This is a genomic window from Micromonospora noduli, from assembly GCF_003264365.1.
GTDB lineage: Bacteria > Actinomycetota > Actinomycetes > Mycobacteriales > Micromonosporaceae > Micromonospora > Micromonospora noduli.
The window spans coordinates 25701-45306 of the sequence record NZ_PYAK01000049.1; the positions used below are offsets into that span (position 1 = coordinate 25701).

At 72.0% G+C, this 19606-nt stretch carries 18 protein-coding genes and 1 pseudogene; 11 read left to right on the plus strand and 8 right to left on the minus strand.

Annotated features, from left to right (window positions below; genetic code table 11):
* The first annotated feature begins 123 nt into the window (after window positions 1-123).
* Together GUI43_RS26310 and GUI43_RS26315 are read left to right on the plus strand one after the other, a co-directional pair.
* Entirely contained in the window at window positions 124-624 is a 501-nt protein-coding gene (locus GUI43_RS26310) for a cation:proton antiporter regulatory subunit (protein ID WP_030332098.1), read from the plus strand.
* Between the two features lie 5 nt (window positions 625-629).
* Window positions 630-1844, plus strand: a complete 1215-nt coding sequence (locus GUI43_RS26315; RefSeq protein WP_112586108.1) for a cation:proton antiporter — start codon at window positions 630-632, stop codon at window positions 1842-1844.
* Here GUI43_RS26315 and GUI43_RS26320 read toward each other — a convergent pair.
* Window positions 1833-2291, minus strand: coding sequence for a GNAT family N-acetyltransferase (locus GUI43_RS26320; protein WP_112586106.1), 459 nt, complete (start codon window positions 2289-2291; stop codon window positions 1833-1835). The genes GUI43_RS26315 and GUI43_RS26320 overlap by 12 nt on opposite strands.
* Window positions 2292-2463: 172 nt before the next feature.
* Between GUI43_RS26320 and GUI43_RS26325 the strand changes: the two genes are divergently transcribed.
* The gene (locus GUI43_RS26325) at window positions 2464-2895 is read left to right on the plus strand and encodes a hypothetical protein (RefSeq protein WP_112586103.1); all 432 of its coding nucleotides are present in this window, start codon (window positions 2464-2466) and stop codon (window positions 2893-2895) included.
* 158 nt (window positions 2896-3053) lie between these two features.
* Here GUI43_RS26325 and GUI43_RS26330 read toward each other — a convergent pair whose 3' ends face one another.
* From GUI43_RS26330 to dnaK, 5 genes are all read right to left on the minus strand, one after another.
* The gene (locus GUI43_RS26330; protein WP_112586102.1) at window positions 3054-3248 is read right to left on the minus strand and encodes a hypothetical protein; all 195 of its coding nucleotides are present in this window, start codon (window positions 3246-3248) and stop codon (window positions 3054-3056) included.
* A 137-nt stretch (window positions 3249-3385) separates the two neighbouring features.
* Window positions 3386-3826, minus strand: coding sequence for a heat shock protein transcriptional repressor HspR (locus GUI43_RS26335; RefSeq protein ID WP_030332087.1), 441 nt, complete (start codon window positions 3824-3826; stop codon window positions 3386-3388).
* A gap of 30 nt (window positions 3827-3856) precedes the next feature.
* Entirely contained in the window at window positions 3857-5041 is a 1185-nt protein-coding gene (gene dnaJ / locus GUI43_RS26340) for a molecular chaperone DnaJ (RefSeq protein ID WP_112586100.1), read from the minus strand.
* Between the two features lie 85 nt (window positions 5042-5126).
* The gene (gene grpE, locus GUI43_RS26345) at window positions 5127-5882 is read right to left on the minus strand and encodes a nucleotide exchange factor GrpE (RefSeq protein ID WP_112603339.1); all 756 of its coding nucleotides are present in this window, start codon (window positions 5880-5882) and stop codon (window positions 5127-5129) included.
* A gap of 48 nt (window positions 5883-5930) precedes the next feature.
* Window positions 5931-7799: a molecular chaperone DnaK gene (gene dnaK / locus GUI43_RS26350; protein ID WP_112586096.1), complete on the minus strand. Its 1869-nt coding sequence runs from the start codon at window positions 7797-7799 to the stop codon at window positions 5931-5933.
* A 220-nt stretch (window positions 7800-8019) separates the two neighbouring features.
* Here dnaK and GUI43_RS26355 point away from each other — a divergent pair, with 220 nt between their 5' ends.
* The 3 genes from GUI43_RS26355 to GUI43_RS26365 are packed head-to-tail and all read left to right on the plus strand — an operon-like array spanning window position 8020 to window position 12803.
* Window positions 8020-9840 (plus strand): GTPase domain-containing protein, encoded by a 1821-nt coding sequence (locus GUI43_RS26355; RefSeq protein WP_112586094.1) that lies wholly within the window; start codon window positions 8020-8022, stop codon window positions 9838-9840.
* Window positions 9837-11522 carry a GTPase gene (locus tag GUI43_RS26360; protein WP_112700017.1) on the plus strand — a complete coding sequence of 562 codons (1686 nt, stop codon included), beginning with the start codon at window positions 9837-9839 and terminating at the stop codon, window positions 11520-11522. The genes GUI43_RS26355 and GUI43_RS26360 overlap by 4 nt, the downstream gene beginning before the upstream one ends.
* Window positions 11523-11579: 57 nt before the next feature.
* A complete protein-coding gene (locus GUI43_RS26365) occupies window positions 11580-12803 on the plus strand; it encodes a hypothetical protein (RefSeq protein WP_112601129.1) in 1224 nt (407 codons plus the stop codon).
* A 70-nt stretch (window positions 12804-12873) separates the two neighbouring features.
* Here the strand turns inward: GUI43_RS26365 and GUI43_RS26370 are convergent, their stop codons facing one another.
* Window positions 12874-13497, minus strand: coding sequence for a phosphatase PAP2 family protein (locus GUI43_RS26370; RefSeq protein WP_112586088.1), 624 nt, complete (start codon window positions 13495-13497; stop codon window positions 12874-12876).
* Between the two features lie 66 nt (window positions 13498-13563).
* Window positions 13564-14472, minus strand: a complete 909-nt coding sequence (locus tag GUI43_RS34000) for a hypothetical protein (RefSeq protein ID WP_170158789.1) — start codon at window positions 14470-14472, stop codon at window positions 13564-13566.
* A gap of 523 nt (window positions 14473-14995) precedes the next feature.
* On the opposite strand from GUI43_RS34000, the gene pdhA reads away from it, so the two are divergent.
* The 5 genes and pseudogenes from pdhA to GUI43_RS26395 all read left to right on the plus strand — a co-directional run.
* Window positions 14996-16171: a pyruvate dehydrogenase (acetyl-transferring) E1 component subunit alpha gene (gene pdhA, locus GUI43_RS26380; protein ID WP_091396226.1), complete on the plus strand. Its 1176-nt coding sequence runs from the start codon at window positions 14996-14998 to the stop codon at window positions 16169-16171.
* Entirely contained in the window at window positions 16171-17160 is a 990-nt protein-coding gene (locus GUI43_RS26385; protein ID WP_091396229.1) for an alpha-ketoacid dehydrogenase subunit beta, read from the plus strand. The genes pdhA and GUI43_RS26385 overlap by 1 nt, the downstream gene beginning before the upstream one ends.
* A gap of 5 nt (window positions 17161-17165) precedes the next feature.
* Window positions 17166-18623 carry a dihydrolipoamide acetyltransferase family protein gene (locus tag GUI43_RS26390; protein WP_112586427.1) on the plus strand — a complete coding sequence of 486 codons (1458 nt, stop codon included), beginning with the start codon at window positions 17166-17168 and terminating at the stop codon, window positions 18621-18623.
* Window positions 18624-18841: 218 nt separating this feature from the next.
* Window positions 18842-18979 (plus strand): hypothetical protein, encoded by a 138-nt coding sequence (locus tag GUI43_RS34005; protein WP_165435866.1) that lies wholly within the window; start codon window positions 18842-18844, stop codon window positions 18977-18979.
* Between the two features lie 343 nt (window positions 18980-19322).
* Window positions 19323-19606, plus strand: a pseudogene (locus GUI43_RS26395) (LppU/SCO3897 family protein); the annotation flags it as partial.

Sequence of the window (19606 nt, forward strand, 5' to 3'; positions counted from 1 at the left end):
GGCGGGCGCCAGCCGCTTGATCCACTCGGCTTTCAGAAAGTCGCGGTATCCGGACCGGGCAGGCCAGGGGAGGGCTGTTCCTCCAAGATCTGCGCTCTGTTCACGAAGCGGTAGCCTTGGAGGGTGCGAGTACGTGTCGAGCAGACCGCCTTACCCGGGATCGGGGTACGTCACGATCTGGTGACGGAGTCCGGACGTCGCCTGGGCGTCGTTTCCCACCGCAATGGCCGCCGTGATCTCGTTCTCTACGATCCCGATGACCCCGACGCCTGCCAGTCGGACATTCCGCTGACCGATGACGAGGCCGAGGCTCTGGCCGACATCCTCGGCGCGTCGCTGATGCTCGGCCAGCTCTCCGGGCTCCGCGAGCAGGCCGCCGGTCTGCTCACCGAGCAGATCGCCATCACGGCCGGGTCCCCGTACGTCAACCGGAAGCTCGGGGACACCAAGGCGCGTACCCGCACCAGCGCCTCCATCGTGGCTGTACTGCGTGAAGGCGAAGTGATCGTCTCGCCACTCCCCTCCTTCCGCTTCGCGGCCGGCGATGTGGTGGTCGTTGTCGGGACCCGTAGAGGTCTCGACGGCGTGTCCGCCATCCTCGCCGACAGTGACCCGGACGGCTGAGGCGGATGCACGATTCCACCACTCTGCTCGTCGAAGTCGGCGCGCTGCTGTTGCTGCTTGGCGTCCTCGGTCGGCTGAGCCGCCGGGTAGGCCTGTCACCCATCCCCCTCTACCTGCTCGCCGGGCTGGCCTTCGGGCACGGTGGGCTACTTCCGCTCGCCGCCAGCGAGGAGTTCTTCGCGGTGGGCGCCGAGATCGGCGTCATCCTGCTGCTGGTGATGCTCGGCCTGGAGTACTCGGCCAACGAACTGGTCGGCAACCTCCGGTCGGCGGCCCCGGCCGGGCTGATCGACGGCGTGTTCAACGCGCTGCCCGGCGCGGCCTTCGCCCTGCTGCTCGGCTGGGACTGGGTCGCCGCCCTGGTGCTCGGCGGCATCACCTGGGTCTCCTCCTCCGGCGTGATCGCCAAGGTCCTCGCCGACCTGGGACGACTCGGTAACCGGGAAACCCCGGTGATCCTGTCGGTCCTCGTGATCGAGGACCTGGCGATGGCGCTCTACCTGCCGCTGGTCACTGCCGTGCTGGCCGGCACCGGCCTGCTCGGTGGCGGCATCGCACTCGCCGTCGCGGTGGGCACTGTGCTGCTCGTGCTGGTCGTCGCCATCCGGTACGGCCACCTCATCTCCTCCGCCCTGTCGGCGAAGGACCCGGAGGCGCTGCTGCTCGGCGTACTCGGTCTGACTCTGCTGATCGCCGGGCTCGCGGCGAAGCTCCAGGTGTCGGCGGCGGTCGGCGCGTTCCTGGTCGGCATCGCGCTCTCCGGCCCGGTGGCTCACCACGCGACCGAGTTGCTCTCGCCGCTGCGGGACCTGTTCGCGGCGGTGTTCTTCGTCTTCTTCGGCCTGGTCACCGATCCACGGGACATCCCGCCGGTGCTGCTGCCGGCGCTCGGGTTGGCCGTGGTCACCATGGCGACGAAGACGCTCACCGGCTACCTTGCCGCCCGCCGGGTCGGCATCGCGGAACCCGGTCGTTGGCGTGCCGGCCTGGCACTCGTACCCCGAGGTGAGTTCTCCATCGTCATCGCCGGTCTCGCGGTGGCTGCCGGGAGCGTCGAGCCGCGGTTGGCAGCGCTGGCCGCGACGTACGTCCTGATCACCGTGGTGACCGGGCCGATCCTGGCTCGGCTGCCCGATTTCCCGTGGTTCAAGCGGTGGCTGCGCAACCGCGCGGCGGCCCAACGGCGGGAGCCGATCCCGGTCGTCGACTCACCGCACTGAGCTCCACCTGAATGCCGCGGCGGCGTGGGTCGCACCCTCGCGGAGGTAGAAGCGGTGCGCCTCGGCCCGGGCGAGGCCGGACTCCAGGAAGACGTAGTCGGCACCCTGCTCGCGCGCCCACGCCCTGACCGCTGCCAGGAGGCTGGAGCCGACACCCCGGGAGCGCCACTCGGGGTGCACGGCGAGATCCTCGATCGAAGCCCGACGGCCGAAGCGCACCGAGAGGATGTCCACGTAGACGCTGGCCACACCGACCAACTGATCTTTATCGGATCGCGCGGCGAAGAGTGCGACGTCCTCGTGGGCGAGCAATTGGGCGGTCCGCTCGACGGCGCGGTCGCGGTCCCAATCTTCGGGACGGCTGCCGGGAGGGGCGAAAAGCCACTCCAGTCCCGAGACGAACTGGGCCTCGGCGCCCCGCCGGAACCGTCGAACATGGATCGTCATAGGGGCATCATCGGCTGCCCCGTCGATGCGGTGGAACCGCCCATGCCAACGGTTGCGGAATTGCTCCCGACGGGGACTACCGCAGCACCCGGCGGCGGGTTACCGTTTCGCCCCAGCAGCCACGATCCGCAGGCAGCGTTGCCAGACGCGGGCGAGAGCGGAAGGTTGGCCGGTGAGCGTGCAGGAGTCGACGTTCCACGGCTTCGCCAACCCCGTCGATCCGACTCCGGCGGAGTTGCGAGCTTGGGCGTACAAGCCCGATTCGGTGCCGTTGGCCTCGATGCCACCCGACTGGGACCTGCTGGTCTCCGGCGACCGGCTGGTGTTGACACTCTTCGACTTAGCGATGGATCCAACCTGCCCGGCCCGACGTTTCGCGCTGCACTGCCTCTACATCTACGCGGCCGACGGCATCCGGACCAACTTCCGCGCCCACCCCAAGCGGCGCTTCCGCAAGCTCGTCGAACAGGCCGAGCGTGACGGCGACGAGCTGATGAGGGTCTGGGCGCACAACGGCCGGGTGCTGTTGGCCCGACCGGAGCTCTTCGTCTACCGGGACTGGTGCGAGGGCGGCCTGGTCCGCGAAAACCGCCGCCTCGGCTGAGACGGCTCAGGGTGGCCGGCTTCCTTGCCCGCGGCGGCGGGGTGTTGTTGCTGTGTGCGGCCCTTTGGAGCTGATGTCGCAAACGATTCACGCCCGCACTTCCGACGGCGAACGGGCCGGGACCCCCCGTGGGTCCCGGCCCGCACGTCGGTCACCGGTCAGTCCTGCTTGCGTTCCGTCTCGGCTCGGCCCCGTTCGCCGGTATGGTCGCCGTCTTCGGCGAACCGGCCCGCGATGATCCGGTCCCGGTAGGTCCCGTCGGTCACCTTGTCGAACTTCTTGCGGACGGTCTCGGCCAGGTTCTCCAACCGGTCCTCGGTCTGCTGGGCCACCTTCTTCGCCGGTTCCGCCATCGCTCCCCCATCGCCATGCCGGTAGGTCCGAATTGAGCCGATTGGACCCTTGTCGACAGGCTAACCGAAGCGGCCCGGACCGCGCCGGGAATCCGGCACGGTCCGGGCCGAGAAGACGGATCCGGGTGAGCGGCAGGTCAGCGATCGGGCGTCCGGCGGGGGCGCCACACCACCAGGGCGGTGGACGTGCGGTTGGTCGGCACCAGATCCCGGCCTGGGAAGCGGGCCAGCGACTCCAGCTCCGCCACCCGGCGGTACGCGGCGTCCAGCTCCGCCTCCAGCCGGGCCACCCGCTGCTGCGCCTGCTCCAGCAGCCGCTCCAGCCCGATGATCCGCTTGACGCCGGCCAGGTTGATCCCGTCGTCCTGGCTGAGCCGCTGCACCTCGCGCAGCAGCACCACGTCCCGGACGCTGTAGCGACGCCCGCCACCAGCGGCCCGGCCGGGCTGCACCAGCCCCAGTCGGTCGTACTGGCGCAGGGTCTGCGGGTGCATCCCCGCCATCCGTGCCGCTACCGAGATCATCAGCACCTTGGCCTCGTAGGCAGGGTCGCCCGAACCGAGGAACTCGCCCGACATCCCGCTCACCTCCGCGTCCATTCCACCGGACTAACTGACTCGACGCACCCGTGCGTCGAGATGTTCCCGGGCCGCCGGCGGGGTCTGCTCGGCGAACGACTCCAGCGCCGTGCGCGCCTCGTCCGACAACCGGGCCGGCACCACCACGTCCAGCGTGACCAGCAGGTCACCGGCCTGCCCGTCGCGGCGGACCACACCCTTGCCCCGGGCCCGCAGCACCCGCCCGCTCGGCGTCCCCGGCGGCACCCGCAGGGTCACCGCGCCGTCGAGCGTGGGCACCCGCAGGTCCGTGCCGAGCACAGCCTCCGCGAAGGTGACCGGCACGGTCAGCGTCAGGTCGTCTCCAGTACGCCCGAACAGCTCGTCCGGCCGAACCTTGACGTGCACGAAGAGGTCGCCGGCTGGGCCACCGCGCTCGCCCGGCTCGCCACGCCCGGCCAGCCGGATGCGTTGACCGTCGGCCACACCGGCTGGGAAGCGCACGTTCATGGTGCGGGTCTTGGTGACACCGCCGCTGCCGTGGCACTCCGGGCACTTCTCCTCGACCACGGTGCCGACGCCCTGGCAGTTGCGGCACGGCTCGGAGAAGCTGAACGACCCCTGGTTGCGGGTCGTGACGCCGGCACCATGACAGACCGGGCAGGTACGCGGCTGGGTGCCGGGCTTGGCCCCGTTGCCGTGGCAGGTGTCACAGACTCCCGGCGCGCGCAGCGTCAGGGGCAGCGTCACTCCACGCACCGCGTCGCCGAAGTCCAGCGCCACCTCGGTCTCCACGTCCCGACCACGGGCCGGACCGTGTGGTGCGGCCTGCCCACCGGCCTGACCGCCACTGAAGATCGAGCTGAAGAGGTCCTGGAAGCCGGCGCCGCCGAAGCGACGATCGCCGCCACCGCCTCCGCCGCCGAACATGTCGGAGACGTCGAACGGCATGCCGCCCGGCTGACCCCCACCCCGGGCGTTGCGCCGGAACGCGCCCGAGCCGAACAGCGAACGCATCTCGTCGTACTCGCGACGGCGGCCGCTGTCCGACAGCACGTTGTACGCCTCGGACGCGGCCTTGAACCGCTCCTCGGCCTTCGGGTCGCCCGGGTTGTGGTCCGGGTGCGACTCCCGGGCCACCTTGCGGTACGCCTTCTTGATGTCATCCGCGGAGGCGGCCTTGTCCACGCCGAGCACGGCGTAGAAGTCCTTCTCGATCCAGTCCTTCGAACTCACCGGTCCACCTCCTTCCGACCCTGGTGGCCCGGCCGTCCCGCCCACCGCTGAGCGGTGGGCGGGACGGCCCGGTCACTGTCTGGCACTATTCCGGATCCGCGACCGCGACCAGCGCGGGGCGCAGCAGCCGCTCACCGAGCTGGTAGCCGCGTCGCATGACCTGTATGCAGGTCGGCTCGCTGACGTCGGCCGAGGTCTGGTGCGCGACCGCCTCGTGCCGGGTCGGGTCGAACGGGTCGCCCTGCTCGCCGAAGGCGTTCAGGCCGAACTTGCCCAGCGCGGTGGTGAGTTGTTCCGCCACCGTGCCGAACGGCCCGACCAGGTCGCCGTGTTCCCGGGCCCGGTCCAGGTCGTCCAGGATCGGCAGCAGCGCGGCCAGCACCGAGCCGGTCGCCTGCTCCTGTACGAGGCTGCGGTCGCGGTCGACCCGCTTGCGGTAGTTGGCGTACTCGGCCGACACCCGCTGCAGATCCCGGGTCCGCTCGTCGAGGTCGGCCCGGAGCGCCTCCAGCTCGGCGCCGAGCGAGGTGCCCGTGCCGCCGCCGTCCACCGGCTGCGCCGGGGCGTCCACCACCGGCGGACCGGACGGCTCCGGCCCGTCGGTGGAGTTGACCTCGACCTCGATCTCGTCGACCACGACCTCGGCGTCCTCGACCAGACCCTCGGCCGGCACACCGGTCTCCGCGTCGGCGGCGGTCCCCTCCGGCTCGGCGGTGTCGACGAGCTTGCGGTTGTTGCGGATGACGACCCGCTCCCCGTCGCCGGTCGGCTCCGTGGTCGCGGAGCCACCCGGCGTCGACCCGGTGTCGCCCGGGTCGGCGGCTCGTGGCTTCTGCGTCATGCGGCTACCTCATCCCCTTCGCGGTGGAAACGTGGCGGAGGCCGACGGTCACTTCTTGCCGTCCTCGTCCACGATTTCCGCGTCGACCACGTCGTCGGCGCCGCCGGCCTGCGCGCCGGTCGCACCGGTCGCGCCGGTCGCACCCGGGCCGGGCTCGCCACCCGGCTGCTGACCCTGCTCGGCCTGCTGCGAGTAGAGCAGCGAACCGGCCTGCTGGGAGACCTGAGCCAGCTTCTCGTGCGCCGACTTGATCTTTTCGATGTCCTGACCGCCGAGGGCGCCACGCAGCTCGCCGAGCGCCTCGTTGAGCTGCTCGCGGTTCTCACCGGGCAGCTTGTCGCCGCTCTCGGCGAGGAACTTCTCGGTCTGCCACTGGAGCGCCTCGGCCACGTTGCGGGTCTCGGCGTCGTCGCGGCGGCGCTTGTCCTCCTCCGCGTGCTCCTCGGCGTCCCGGCGCATCCGCTCGATGTCGTCCTTCGGCAGCGAGGAGCCACCGGTGATCGTCATCTTCTGTTCCTTGCCGGTGCCCAGGTCCTTGGCGTGCACGTTGACGATGCCGTTGGCGTCGATGTCGAAGGCGACCTCGATCTGCGGCACGCCGCGCGGCGCCGGCGGGAGGCCGGTCAGCTCGAAGGTGCCGAGCTTCTTGTTGTACGCCGCGATCTCCCGCTCACCCTGGAACACCTGGATCAGCACCGACGGCTGGTTGTCGTCCGCCGTGGTGAAGACCTCGGAACGCTTGGTCGGGATGGTGGTGTTGCGCTCGATCAGCTTGGTGAAGATGCCGCCCTTGGTCTCGATGCCCAGGCTCAGCGGGGTCACGTCGAGCAGCAGGACGTCCTTGACCTCACCCTTGAGCACACCGGCCTGGAGGGCGGCGCCGACGGCGACCACCTCGTCCGGGTTGACGCCCTTGTTGGGGTCGCGACCGGTGAGCTGCTTGACCAGGTCGGTCACGGCGGGCATCCGGGTCGAGCCGCCGACCAGGATGACGTGCTCGACGTCGGAGATCTTGATCCCGGCGTCCTTCACGGCCTGCTCGAACGGGCCCTTGCACCGGTCCAGCAGGTCCTGCGTCATCCGCTGGAACTCGGCGCGGCTGAGCGTCACGTCGAGGTGCAGCGGGCCGGCCGCGCCGGCGGTGATGTACGGCAGGTTGATGTTGGTGGTGGTGGCGGCGGACAGCTCGATCTTGGCCTTCTCGGCTGCCTCGCGGAGCCGCTGGAGGGCCATCTTGTCCTGAGCCAGGTCGATGCCGTGCTCACCGCGGAACGTCTTGACCAGGTGGTCGATGATCCGCTGGTCCCAGTCGTCGCCACCGAGCTGGTTGTCACCGCTTGTCGACTTGACCTCGACGACGCCCTCGGCCAGCTCCAGCAGCGACACGTCGAAGGTGCCGCCGCCGAGGTCGAAGACCAGGACGGTCTGCTCCTTGGAGCCCTTGTCCAGCCCGTACGCCAGGGCGGCCGCGGTCGGCTCGTTGACGATCCGCAGCACGTTGAAGCCGGCGATCTCACCGGCCTCCTTGGTGGCCTGGCGCTGGCTGTCGTTGAAGTAGGCCGGAACGGTGATCACCGCGTCGGTGATCTGCTCACCCAGGTACGCCTCGGCGTCCCGCTTGAGCTTCATCAGCGTCCGGGCCGAGATCTCCTGCGGGGTGTACTTCTTGCCGTCGATGTCGACGGACCAGTTCGTGCCGACCTCGCGCTTGACCGACCGGATCGTCCGGTCCGGGTTGGTCACCGCTTGGCGCTTGGCGACCTCACCGACGAGCACCTCGCCGTTGCGGGCGAACGCGACGATCGAAGGAGTCGTCCGCGACCCCTCAGCGTTGGCGATGACGGTGGGCTCACCGCCCTCGAGAACGCTGACGCAGGAGTTCGTCGTGCCGAGGTCGATACCGACCGCACGTGCCATCTTCGCTTCCTCGCTTCGTAAGGTTGTGCAGGTGACGGGCATCGCCCGTGGGCTGCTGGCGAGCACCGCCCGCAGCGGGCCCCACCACAAGTTGAGTGAACTTGACTCAATAGTGCCACGCGTTGGCCAATCGTCAAGTTGACTTGAGTCAACCCGACGCAACCCAGCCGTTATTACCGTCCGGTTGTCTTCCCTTGCATCGGTCGGGCACGCTTTAGCGGTGACGACGCACGGCGATCCCGCCACCCGTTCCGGTGCGCCCGCCGTCGCAGCCCGCACCGACCCGCCGGACGCCGCGGAGGAGCCGCCCGCCACCACCGGGGACGACAGCCTCCCCGGCGCACTGTCGGGCCTCCGGGAGGCGATCGGCGCGACCCGGTATCCCCTCGCGCTGCCCTCCGCCAACTCTGCCCGGCACAGCGCCACAGCACTCACCGACCAACTCGACGACTACCTGCTGCCCCGGCTCGCCCGGTTGGACGCCCCACTGCTCGTGGTGGTCGGCGGCTCCACCGGCGCGGGTAAGTCGACCCTGGTCAACAGCCTGGTCAAGGCCCGGGTCAGCGCCGCCGGCGTGCTCCGGCCGACCACCCGCTCACCGGTGCTGGTCTGCAACCCCTCCGACGCGGCGTGGTTCCGGCAGGGTGACCTCCTGCCCGGGCTGACCCGCACCACCGAGCCGAGCGACGATCCGCGCGCCCTGCACCTCGTCACCGCCCCGGCCCTGCCCGCCGGGCTGGCCTTCCTCGACGCGCCCGACATCGACTCGGTCGTCGACGCCAACCGGGCGCTCGCCACCCAGCTGCTGGCCGCCGCCGATCTGTGGCTCTTCGTCACCACCGCCGCCCGGTACGCCGACGCGGTGCCCTGGGAGCTGCTGCGCAGTGCCCGGACGCGCGGCGCGGTGATCGCCATGGTGCTGGACCGGGTGCCCGCCGAGGCCACCGACGAGATCGCCGCGCATCTGACCGAGATGCTCGCCGAGCAGGACCTCGGGCGTGCGCCGCTGTTCGTGTTGCCCGAGACCTGGGTCGACGGTCAGGGGCTGCTGCCCGAGGGAGTCACCGCCCCACTGGCCGACTGGTTCGCCCGATTGGCCGCCGACGTGGACGCGCGGGCGGCGGTGGTCCGCCAGACCCTCGACGGGGCGCTGGCGGCACTCCACCCCGCCGTGGAGGATCTGGCCGACGCCGCCGACGAGCAGCTCGCCGCCGCCGACGGGCTGGACGAACGGGTCCGGGCCGCGTACCGGGGTGCCGAGCGCACCGTCGAGCAGGGGCTCCAGGACGGCCGGCTGCTCCGGGGTGAGGTGCTCGCCCGCTGGCAGGAGTTCGTCGGCACCGGCGAGCTGTTCCGCACGCTGGAGGCACGGATCGGCCGCCTCCGGGACCGGGTCGTGGCCGCCGTCACCGGTCGGCCGGCGCCCGCCGCCGAGCTGCGCAACGCCATCGAGTCCCAACTGGTGACGCTGCTGCGCGGAGTGGCCTCGGAGGCCGCCGAGTCCGCGTACACCGGGTGGAAGGCACACCCGGCCGGCGCCGGGCTGCTCGACCCGGCGCTCGCCCACCCGAGCGACGACCTGCCCGAGCGCGCCGAGCGCATGGTCCGCGACTGGCAGCGCGGAGTGCTGGAACTGGTCCGGGTCGAGGGCGGTGACAAGCGGTTCGTGGCCCGCACCGCCGCGTACGCGGTGAACGCCACCGGGCTGGCCGTGATGATCGCCGTCTTCGCCTCCACCGCGTTCATCCCGACCGGGCTGGAGCTGGCCACCGGGGCCGGTACCACTGTCGCCGCGCAGGCCGTCCTCCAGGCGATCTTCGGCGACCAGGCGGTGCGTACCCTCGCCGCCAAGGCCCGCACCGACCTGCTGGACCGGGTGCGGACGCTGCTCGACGCGGAGGCCGACCGCTTTTTGAGCCGCACCGCCGACGCCCGCCCCGCCGAGGACGCCGGGGACGGGCTGCGCCGGGCCGCCGGCCGGGTCGAGCTGGCCCGGCACCGCAGCGGCCTGTCCGCCGCCGACGAGGAGGGTTCCCGGTGAGCAATATCGCCGGCCGGGTACGCGAGGTGTTCCGCGGGGACCAGCGGGTCGACGCCGACGCGCTGATCGCCCGCCTGGACGCGGTACGCCGGTTCCTGACCGCCGTGGACGGTCTGCTGCCGGACGCCGACCTGGTGCCCGCGCACACAGTGGTCGAACGGGCCGGCACCCGGCTCGCGCTGTCCCGGGACCACACAGTGGTCGCCCTGGCCGGTGCCACGGGCAGCGGCAAGTCCAGCCTCTTCAACGCGTTGGCCCAACTGGAACTCTCGCCGGTCGGGGTCCGCCGGCCGACCACCGGCGTCACCCACGCCTGCGTGTGGGGGCCGCTGGAGGGCGCCAACCATCTGCTCGACTGGATCGGCGTACTGCCCCGACACCGCTTCGTCCGGGAGAGCGCCCTGGACGCGGACGACGAGACGGCCCTGCACGGGCTGATCCTGCTCGACCTGCCCGACTTCGACTCGGTGCAGCGATCGCACCGGCTCGAGGTGGACCGACTCCTGGGCCTGGTCGACCAGGTGGTCTGGGTGGTCGACCCGCAGAAGTACGCCGACCGGGTCATCCACGACAGCTACCTGCGCGAGTTCCACCGGCACCGCGAGGTCACAGTGGTCGTGCTCAACCAGGCCGACCGGCTGCCCCCGGCCGAGGTGCCCCGGGTCCTGGACGACCTGCGTCGGCTGCTCGACACCGACGGGCTGACCGGGGTGCCCCTGCTGGCCACCACCGCCATCGATCCGGCCGGGATGGTCGGGCTGCGCAACGCGCTGGAGCGCACGGTCGCCGAGCGGCAGGCCGCGTTGCGTCGGCTCGCGGGTGACGTCGACACGGTCGTCGCCGGCCTGGACGAGCTGGTCGGTTCGGCCCGGCCGGCGGGCGGGCCGGACGACACCGCCGTCAACGGGCTGAACCGGGCGCTGGCCGGGGCGGCCGGGGTGCCGGCGGTGACCGAGGCCGTGGAGCGGGCGTACCGGCACCGGGCCGGCGCAGCCACCGGCTGGCCCGTGGTGCGGGGCTGGCGGCGGTTGCGGCCCGACCCGCTGCGTCGGCTGCACCTGCCCGGCCCGACCGGCGACCAGGCCGACCCGGCGGAGAGCCTGGTGGCGGCCACCTCGGTACCGGACCCGACGGCCGCCCAGCGCTCGGCGCTCGGTCTCGCCATCCGCGCGGTGGCCGACCGGGCCGCCGCCGACCTGCCCGCCGCCTGGCCCGGCGCGGTGACCTCCGCCGCCCGGTCCCGCCTCGGCGACCTACCGGACGCCCTGGATCGCACGATCGCCGGCACCGACCTCGGCCTCGACCGTCGCCCGCTGTGGTGGCGGGTCGTCGGCGGTGTGCAGTGGTTGGTCACCCTCGCCGCCGTGGTCGGGCTGGGCTGGCTGGTGCTCGGCTACGCGCTGCGGGCGCTCGGCCTGCCCGCGCTGGACAACCCGATGGTCGGCCAGGTGCCGCTGCCGACCGTGCTGCTGCTCGGCGGCCTGCTGGCCGGGCTGCTGGTGGCGGCGTTGACCCGGCCGGTGGTGCGCTGGGCCGCCCTGCGCGCCCGGGCCCGGGCCGACCAGCGGCTGACGGCGCGGGTCGCGCAGGTGGGCGACGAGTACGTGCTGACACCGGTACGGATCGTGCTCGGCTCGTACGCGCAGGCACGCGACGCGCTGCGGGACGCCGCACGCCGCTGACGCTCCGCGCGGCTCGCTACCGCTCTGCGTACGCCTCAGGCGGCGTAGGGTCGGAGCATGGCCACGCCTCAGACCCCCTACGACGCGGTGCTGCACGCCGCACGCGACGTGACCAAGCTGGAGTCCGCTCTCGACGCCGAGATGCTCGGCAGCGCCCTGCTGGGCAGTGTCTACGCGATCGCGGAGACCGACCGCGACGCCGCCGTACGGGAGTTCGTCACCGGCTTCCTCGCCGCCACCGCCCGCCGCAGGGTCGCAGCGGCGACCACCATCCGGCAGGTCTTCGCCACGCTCGTCCCGACTGCCGAGGGCACCGATCGGGTGCGCCCGGGCAGCCAGGCGCCCACCTGGACGGCCCAGCTCGGCCGGGTGCACCTCACCGGCACCTGGGCGTACGGAGACGTGTACGGCGACCAGACCTCCTACCTCGCGACCTTCGCCTACGACGACGAGTCGGGCGGCTCGGAGCACGCGCTGGTGGCCCTGGTGGACCACAACATTGGGATCACCAAGGACATCTTCGTGGGCGGGCCGGCCGAACGGATCCTGGACCAGGTCCGGCAGATGTGCGCCGACGACGAGCTGACCTGGTTCCGTACCGAAGATCCAGCCCGGTTCCGGGGCGAGGTGGCTCGCCATCTGGCGGTCACCGACGACCTGGGCGAGTTGCCCGGCGAGGGGTCACTCGCCACCGACCGAGCGTTGGTCGGGGCCCGGTTGGCGATGCTGCCCACCGCGGCCGAGCCGACCGGTCCGGCGGAGGTCGAGCCGCTCTCCGCGGCCGAGCGCACCGACCTGGTCCGGCGGTTCCTTGCCGCGCCGGAGGCTGCCCGCTTCGGGCTGGACGCCGTCGACGGCCCGGAGTTGGCCTCCCTGCACTTCTGCCTGAGCCTGCTGCTGGACCACTCGGCGAGCTTCCCGGATGCCGATCCGATGCGCTGGAGTCCCGCGGTGTCCGGGCTCTTCCTGCTCGACTGGGTGCACCGCCGGGCTGTGCTGGACATGGACGACGCGGCGATGCTCCCCCGGGTGCTGCGGGCGTGGGCGCGGTACGCGTCGCGCCAGCGCGGGCTGCCCGAGGCGGCGGCGACGCGCACCGACGAGGCGATCGAGGAGATGGTGCCGGAGTTCGCCCGCCTCTACTCGACCGGTGAGCGGCGCAGCGCGGCCACCGCCGCGGTGGCGCAGCTGATGGCCGACGGGGTTGACCCGGACGACCCGGCCGCGCTGGACGCGTGGATCGAGGCGAACCGCCACCGCCTCGCCGACGACGGCGCCTGACGGCGTCGGAGGGTGGGCGGCTATGCGCCGCCCGCCCGGGGCGGGTCAGCACGGCGGACCCTGGATCGGGCTAGCGCAGCAGGCCGAAGATCACCGCGGCGATCAGGGCGCCGAGCGCACCTCCGGTCAGCACCTGCGCCACCGTGTGGTCCCGCAGCCGTACCCGGGACCAGCCGACCACCGCCAGCAGCGGTACGGCGACGACCAGCCGCGTCCCGAAGGTCAGCATCAGGATGACCAGCGTGCCGGCGGCCACCGCCGAGTGGATCGACATCTTCCACCAGTGGCTGACCGACACGGCGACGACGAGGCCGACGAGGCCGGACACCGCCAGTGCCAGCACCGGGCGGGGCGCGCCGAGCACGGCGAGCAGGGCGAGCCCCGCCGCGACCGAACCGAGGCCGACCAGCAGCGGCGCCCGGCGCTGCTCCCGGCGGCCGACGTGGTGGTCGGTGAGCCGGCCACGGCGTACCCCGCCGACGATGTAGGCGAACGGAATGCCGGTGACGAAGAGAGTGGCGAGCAGACCCCAGACGAGGCCCTGACCGGGGCGGCTGGCGCTGTGCCAGCTCACCGTGATGATCAGCAGCGACACGAGCACCGCCGGGGCGGTCACCTCGGTGACCAGCCGGGCGATCCGCAACCCCGGGCCGGGCCTGGTGGTGACCGGGCGGGGTTCCGCACCGCCGCCCACGCCACCCCCTCCGGTACGCGCCTTACCGCCGGACGCCGCCGTCGCCGGACGGGCCGCGCCTGATCGTCACCGTACCGTCGGCGACACCGCCGGGTACGTCGGTCCGGCCAGTGGCACCGGGCTGACGCGGGGCTTCGAGGCGACGGCCGACGGCGACGGGATCGCCGGGCTGGGTCGGCGGGTCGGTATCGCGGGCGGCGTGGGTGTGGGGGCCGGGACGGACCGGGTGCTGGTCGGCACGGCGGTCGCGGTCGCGTCGTCGGTCGGCGTGGGTGTCGGCCCCAGCGTCGGGTCCAGTGTGGGCGTCGGGTCCACCGTCAGGGTCGGGGTCGGATCGGGATCGGCCGGGTCGGTGGGGTCCGGGTCGGTGGGGTCCGGGCCCGGCGAGTAGGTCGGGTCGGGGTCGGTCGGGTCCGGGTCCGGCGGATCGGTCGGGTCCGGGTCGGTCGGGTCCGGGCCCGGCGGATCGGTCGGGTCGGGGTCGACCGGCGGTGGCGGAGCGACGGGCGGGGGTACCGGTGGCGAGGTGCTCCGTGTCGGTCCAGGTGCGACCGGCGGGGCGGTCGTCCACCGGACGGGCCCGGGATCGGCGGCGGCGGGCCCTTCCCGTGGACGCGACGGAGCGGCCGGCAGCCAGCCGCTGGTCGGGCCGACGCTGGGTGTGCCGAGCGGGGGAAGCGGTGGTTGGCTGGTCACCGGCATTGGGATCACCACCGGCCCGACGGACGGGGTGGGCATGAACGGGGTGCTGCTGTCCGGTAGGGCGGTGCTGCCCGGGGTGGCCGAGCCCGCGCTGATCGCGGCGAGGATGGGCATCGACGCCGTGCCGGCCAGCAGCGCGACAGTGAGCAGGTAACCGCGGGAGGGGCCACCGGCGCCGGCGGCCCGGTGGACACCGACCATCCGGCGATAGCCGCCAGCCGACCGGTGCCGACCAAGCGCTGGTGTGCCGGGACCGTCACCTGGCTCGTACACCGCACACTCCTAGTCGTCGGCCGTCGGAGGACATGAATGGACGCCGCCGGGGCAAAAACCCGACAAATAACCCGATAGGCGCGATCCTGCGGGAATCAGCCTTGCGCAGTCACAGTGGGTCAGCCAACCTCCACCGCGTGTCGACACGCGGTGCTGCCCGAACGGTGACGAATCGTGCCGCAACGCATGGGAAACGCGGGCCGGCATGATGGCGACAAACGGCGTCAAAGCATGGGCGGTGGGATTGCGGAGGCAGGCGTACTGTGGGCGCGCTCACCTGCTCTGCGAATATGGAGCACGACGGCAACGCAGCCGTGACCTCCGCGCACCCTCGCGGCAGGCGCGGTTGAGCGCCGGCGCTCCCGATCCGGGTTCGGCCAGAACCCGGATCACGCCGTGCGGCAACCCCCACCGGGGCTAGGCGCGGCCGCCAGGAACCGGTCCGGCAGCAGCCGGGCAGGCGCACGAGTTGCGCGGCCGGGTGACCCCCCGGTGCCGACGCAGACACGACAGGGAGAGACCGATGGCAAAGGGCGACCCCGGGGGCACCACCCGCAGCAGGCGGGCTGCATCCCGCTCCAGGAAGGGCGCGGCCGGCGACCCCGCGCTGGTGCAGCTACTCACCCCCGAAGGCGAGCGGATCGACAGCGCCACCGGGCCGGACGGCACCGAGTACCGCGTCGACTTCACCGACGAGGAATACCGCGGTCTCTACCGCGACCTGGTGCTGGTCCGGAAGCTGGACGCCGAGGCGACCGCTCTCCAGCGTCAGGGCGAGCTGGGCCTCTGGGCCAGCCTGCTGGGCCAGGAGGCCGCCCAGGTCGGCTCCGGGCGGGCGCTGCGTACCCAGGACATGGCCTTCCCGACCTACCGTGAGCACGGCGTCCTCTACTGCCGGGGCATCGACCCGATCATGCCGCTCGGCCTGTTCCGCGGCGTCGACCAGGGCGGCTGGGACCCGAACGAGTTCAAGTTCAACATGTACACCATCGTCATCGGCGCGCAGACCCTGCACGCGACCGGCTACGCGATGGGAATCACCATCGACGGCAAGACCGGCACCGACGACGGCGAGGCGGCGATCGCCTACTTCGGCGACGGCGCCACCAGCCAGGGCGACGTGAACGAGGCGTTCGTCTGGGCCAGCGTCTTCAACGCGCCGCTGGTCTTCTTCTGCCAGAACAACCAGTACGCGATCTCCGAGCCGCTGGAGCGCCAGACCCGTGTCCCGCTCTACCAGCGGGCCGCCGGCTTCGGCTTCCCCGGCGTACGGGTGGACGGCAACGACGTGCTCGCCACGTACGCGGTCACCCGCACCGCGCTGGACAACGCCCGCCTCGGGCAGGGCCCGAGCCTGATCGAGGCGTACACCTACCGGATGGGCGCGCACACCACCTCCGACGACCCGACCCGCTACCGCATCGCCAGCGAGGTCGAGGCGTGGCAGGCCAAGGACCCGATCGCCCGGGTCAAGGCCTTCCTGGAGAAGCAGCAGATCGCCGACGCGGACTTCTTCGCCGAGGTCGACGAGCAGGCCCGCCGCGAGTCGGTGCACCTGCGCGAGCGGGTGCTCGAGATGCCCAACCCGGAGCCGGTGACGATGTTCGACCACGTCTACCCCAACGGGTCTCCGCTGCTCGACGAGCAGCGCGCGAAGTTCAGCCGCTACATGGAGTCGTTCGAGGGGAGCGCCCACTGATGGCCACGGAGACGCTCACCATCGGCAAGGCCCTCAACACCGGTCTGCGCCGCGCCCTGGAGAACGACCCCAAGGTCGTCATCATGGGCGAGGACGTCGGCAAGCTCGGCGGCGTCTTCCGGATCACCGATGGTCTCCAGAAGGACTTCGGCGACCAGCGGGTGATCGACACCCCGTTGGCCGAGTCCGGCATCATCGGCACCGCGGTCGGTCTGGCCATCCGTGGCTACCGGCCGGTCTGCGAGATCCAGTTCGACGGCTTCGTCTACCCCGCGTACGACCAGATCGTGTCGCAGGTGGCGAAGATGCACTACCGCTCGGGCGGCAGGCTCAGCATCCCCATGGTGATCCGGATCCCGTTCGGCGGCGGCATCGGCGCGGTCGAGCACCACTCCGAGTCGCCGGAGGCGTACTTCGCGCACACCGCCGGCCTGAAGGTGGTGACCTGCTCCAACCCGCAGGACGCGTACGTGATGATCCAGCAGGCCATCGCCTCGGACGACCCGATCGTCTTCCTGGAGCCCAAGCGGCGCTACTGGGAAAAGGGCCAGGTCGACCTGGATGCACCGCTGTCCGACGCGTACCCCCTGCACTCGGCCCGGGTCGTGCGGCCCGGCACCGACGTCACCGTGCTGGCCTACGGCCCGATGGTGCGGACCTGTCTGGATGCGGCGACCGCCGCCGCCGAGGACGGCCGGGAGCTGGAGGTCATCGACCTGCGCTCGCTCTCGCCGCTGGACCTGACCGCGGCGTACGAGTCGGTGAAGCGCACCGGCCGTGTGGTCGTGGTGCACGAGGCGCCGTCCAACATCGGCCTCGGCGCCGAGTTGGCCGCCCGGATCACCGAGGAGTGCTTCTACTCCCTGGAGTCGCCAGTGCTGCGGGTGACCGGCTTCGACACCCCCTACCCGGCCGCCCGGGTGGAGGAGGAGTACCTGCCCGACCTCGACCGGGTGCTCGACGCTGTCGACCGCACCTTCGGCTGGTGAGCGACATGTCCCGGATCAAGACGTTCAACCTGCCCGACCTGGGCGAGGGGCTGACCGAGGGCGAGATCCTGGCCTGGCTGGTCAAGGTCGGCGACACCATCGAGCTGAACCAGCCGATCGTCGAGGTGGAGACGGCGAAGGCGGCAGTGGAGATCCCGGCGAAGTGGGCCGGGCAGGTGCAGGCGATCCACCACCCGGAGGGCACCACGGTCGAGGTCGGTACGCCGATCATCGCGATCGACACCGACCCGGGTGCCGGGCCGCTGGAGGCGCCGTCGACCACGGCCACGCCCAGCGGTGACCTGCCCACCCCGTCGGCGGCCTCGCTGGCGGCGGTGGAGGTGGCACCGGCCGAGGGCATGATCGAGCCCGGCCTGATCGGCGGTGCGGCCCCTGGCGGGCGGACGGCGGTGCTGGTCGGCTACGGCCCACGGACGACAGCCGCGAAGCGTCGCCCCCGCAAGGGCGCGGTCCCGGCACAGGCCGTGGCGGCTCCCGCACCGACCGCGCCGACTCCACCACCGGTGGTCACGCCGGTAGCGGCGCCGGCTCAGAACGGGCGGGCCGCGACGGCCACTGGCGGCGTGCTGGCCAAGCCGCCGGTGCGCAAGCTCGCCAAGGATCTCGGGGTCGACCTTGGCACGTTGACCGGGTCCGGGCCGCTTGGCTCGATCACCCGGGAGGACGTGCAGCAGGCGGCGAGCGGTGCGAGCGTGGTGGTTGCCGAGCCGATCGCGGCGACGACCGCGCCCAGCTTCGGCGCGGACCGGGAGCAGCGCATCCCGGTCAAGGGCGTCCGCAAGCTGACCGCCGAGAACATGTCCCGCTCGGCGTTCACCGCCCCGCACGTGACGGAGTTCCTGACCGTCGACGTGACCCGGGCGATGAAGGCCCTGGACCGGCTGCGCGGTCGACGGGAGTGGCGCGACGTACGGGTCTCGCCGCTGCTGCTGGTGGCGAAGGCGGTGCTGCTGGCGGTACAACGGCACCCGATGGTCAACTCGACCTGGGCGGGCGACGAGATCGTGGTCAAGGAGTACGTCAACCTCGGCATCGCGGCGGCCACCGAGCGCGGTCTGATCGTGCCCAACGTCAAGGACGCCGGCCGACTCTCGCTGCGGGAGTTGGCGGACGCGCTGACCGACCTGGTGCAGACGGCGAAGTCCGGCCGCACCTCGCCGGCGGCCATGTCCGGCGGCACCCTGACCATCACCAACGTCGGCGTGTTCGGGGTGGACACCGGCACACCGATCCTGCCGCCGGGTGAGTCCGCGATCCTGGCCTTCGGCGCGGTGCGGGAGATGCCCTGGGTGCACAAGGGCAAGGTCAAGGTTCGCCAGGTCACCACGCTGGGGCTGAGCTTCGACCACCGGATCATCGACGGTGAGCTGGGCTCGAAGTTCCTGCGGGACGTCGGCGACTTCCTCACGGATCCGGAGGCGGCGCTGCTCGCCTGGACCTGATCGTTTCGAACGCCAGCCACGGCCGGTGTGCCACGGGTTAACGCCCGGCACACCGGCCGTGTCCGTTGGGCGACGAAACCATCGGCCAGATGGCCTGTTGACCTTTGATTGTTAGGCAGGTGTCTCAGCTCACCTAATAATCGATGGAAATTCGGCGGCTCCTGCTGTTGAATAGAGGCATCAGGGGCTGACAACCGAATAGCTAGGGGGACCCACCAATGAGCATGATCGAGCGAATCCGCAACCACCGCGACGCGACCCGCCGCGCCCGTGCCATCGAGCACGCGCTGCGCTCGGCGAACTCGCCGGCGGTTCGCGAGGAGATCCTCGTCATCGCCCAGCGTCACATGAGCTGACGCTCCACGACATTCCTCACCTCCTCCAGATCGATGGCCCACCCGGCCCACCGGGTGGGCCATCGGCGTTTCCCAACCACCACCACCGGGATTCCGCCCTGCCGCAGCGCCCGGTACGGTGGGCTTCGGTCGCCGCCCGCCGACCCGGCAGAGGCCGAGCCGACAAAAACTGCTCGACATCAACCGGCCACGGTGAGTGACGACCAGTGCTCCTTGGACGTGTCGTGCCACCACCCGATACCGTGCGGGGAGCCGGCACAGCGGTACGCCGGTGACGCCGGCAGCCACGCCGAGGAGACCGATCGGCACCGGCGAGCCGACATGTGATGGAGGAGGCGCACCCATGACGTCCGAGGGCCCGCACCGACCCGGCCAAGAGCCGGACGAGGTGTCACCGGGCGCCGGCGGACCGGCGCCGTACGGCGACCGCCCGGCGCAGCCGGACAACGGCCAGAACGCCGCCGGCCCCGACCTGGGCTGGGCACCCCCGCCCCCGACACGGCCCAGCCCGTCGGCGCCGGCATGGGCGACCCAGTCCGAGCAGCCGCCGGCCCCCGCCTGGGGTGCCGCCGCCGCTGCGCAGCCCAACGACCCGGCGCAGCCCGCCTGGGCCGCCGGCGGTGGCGC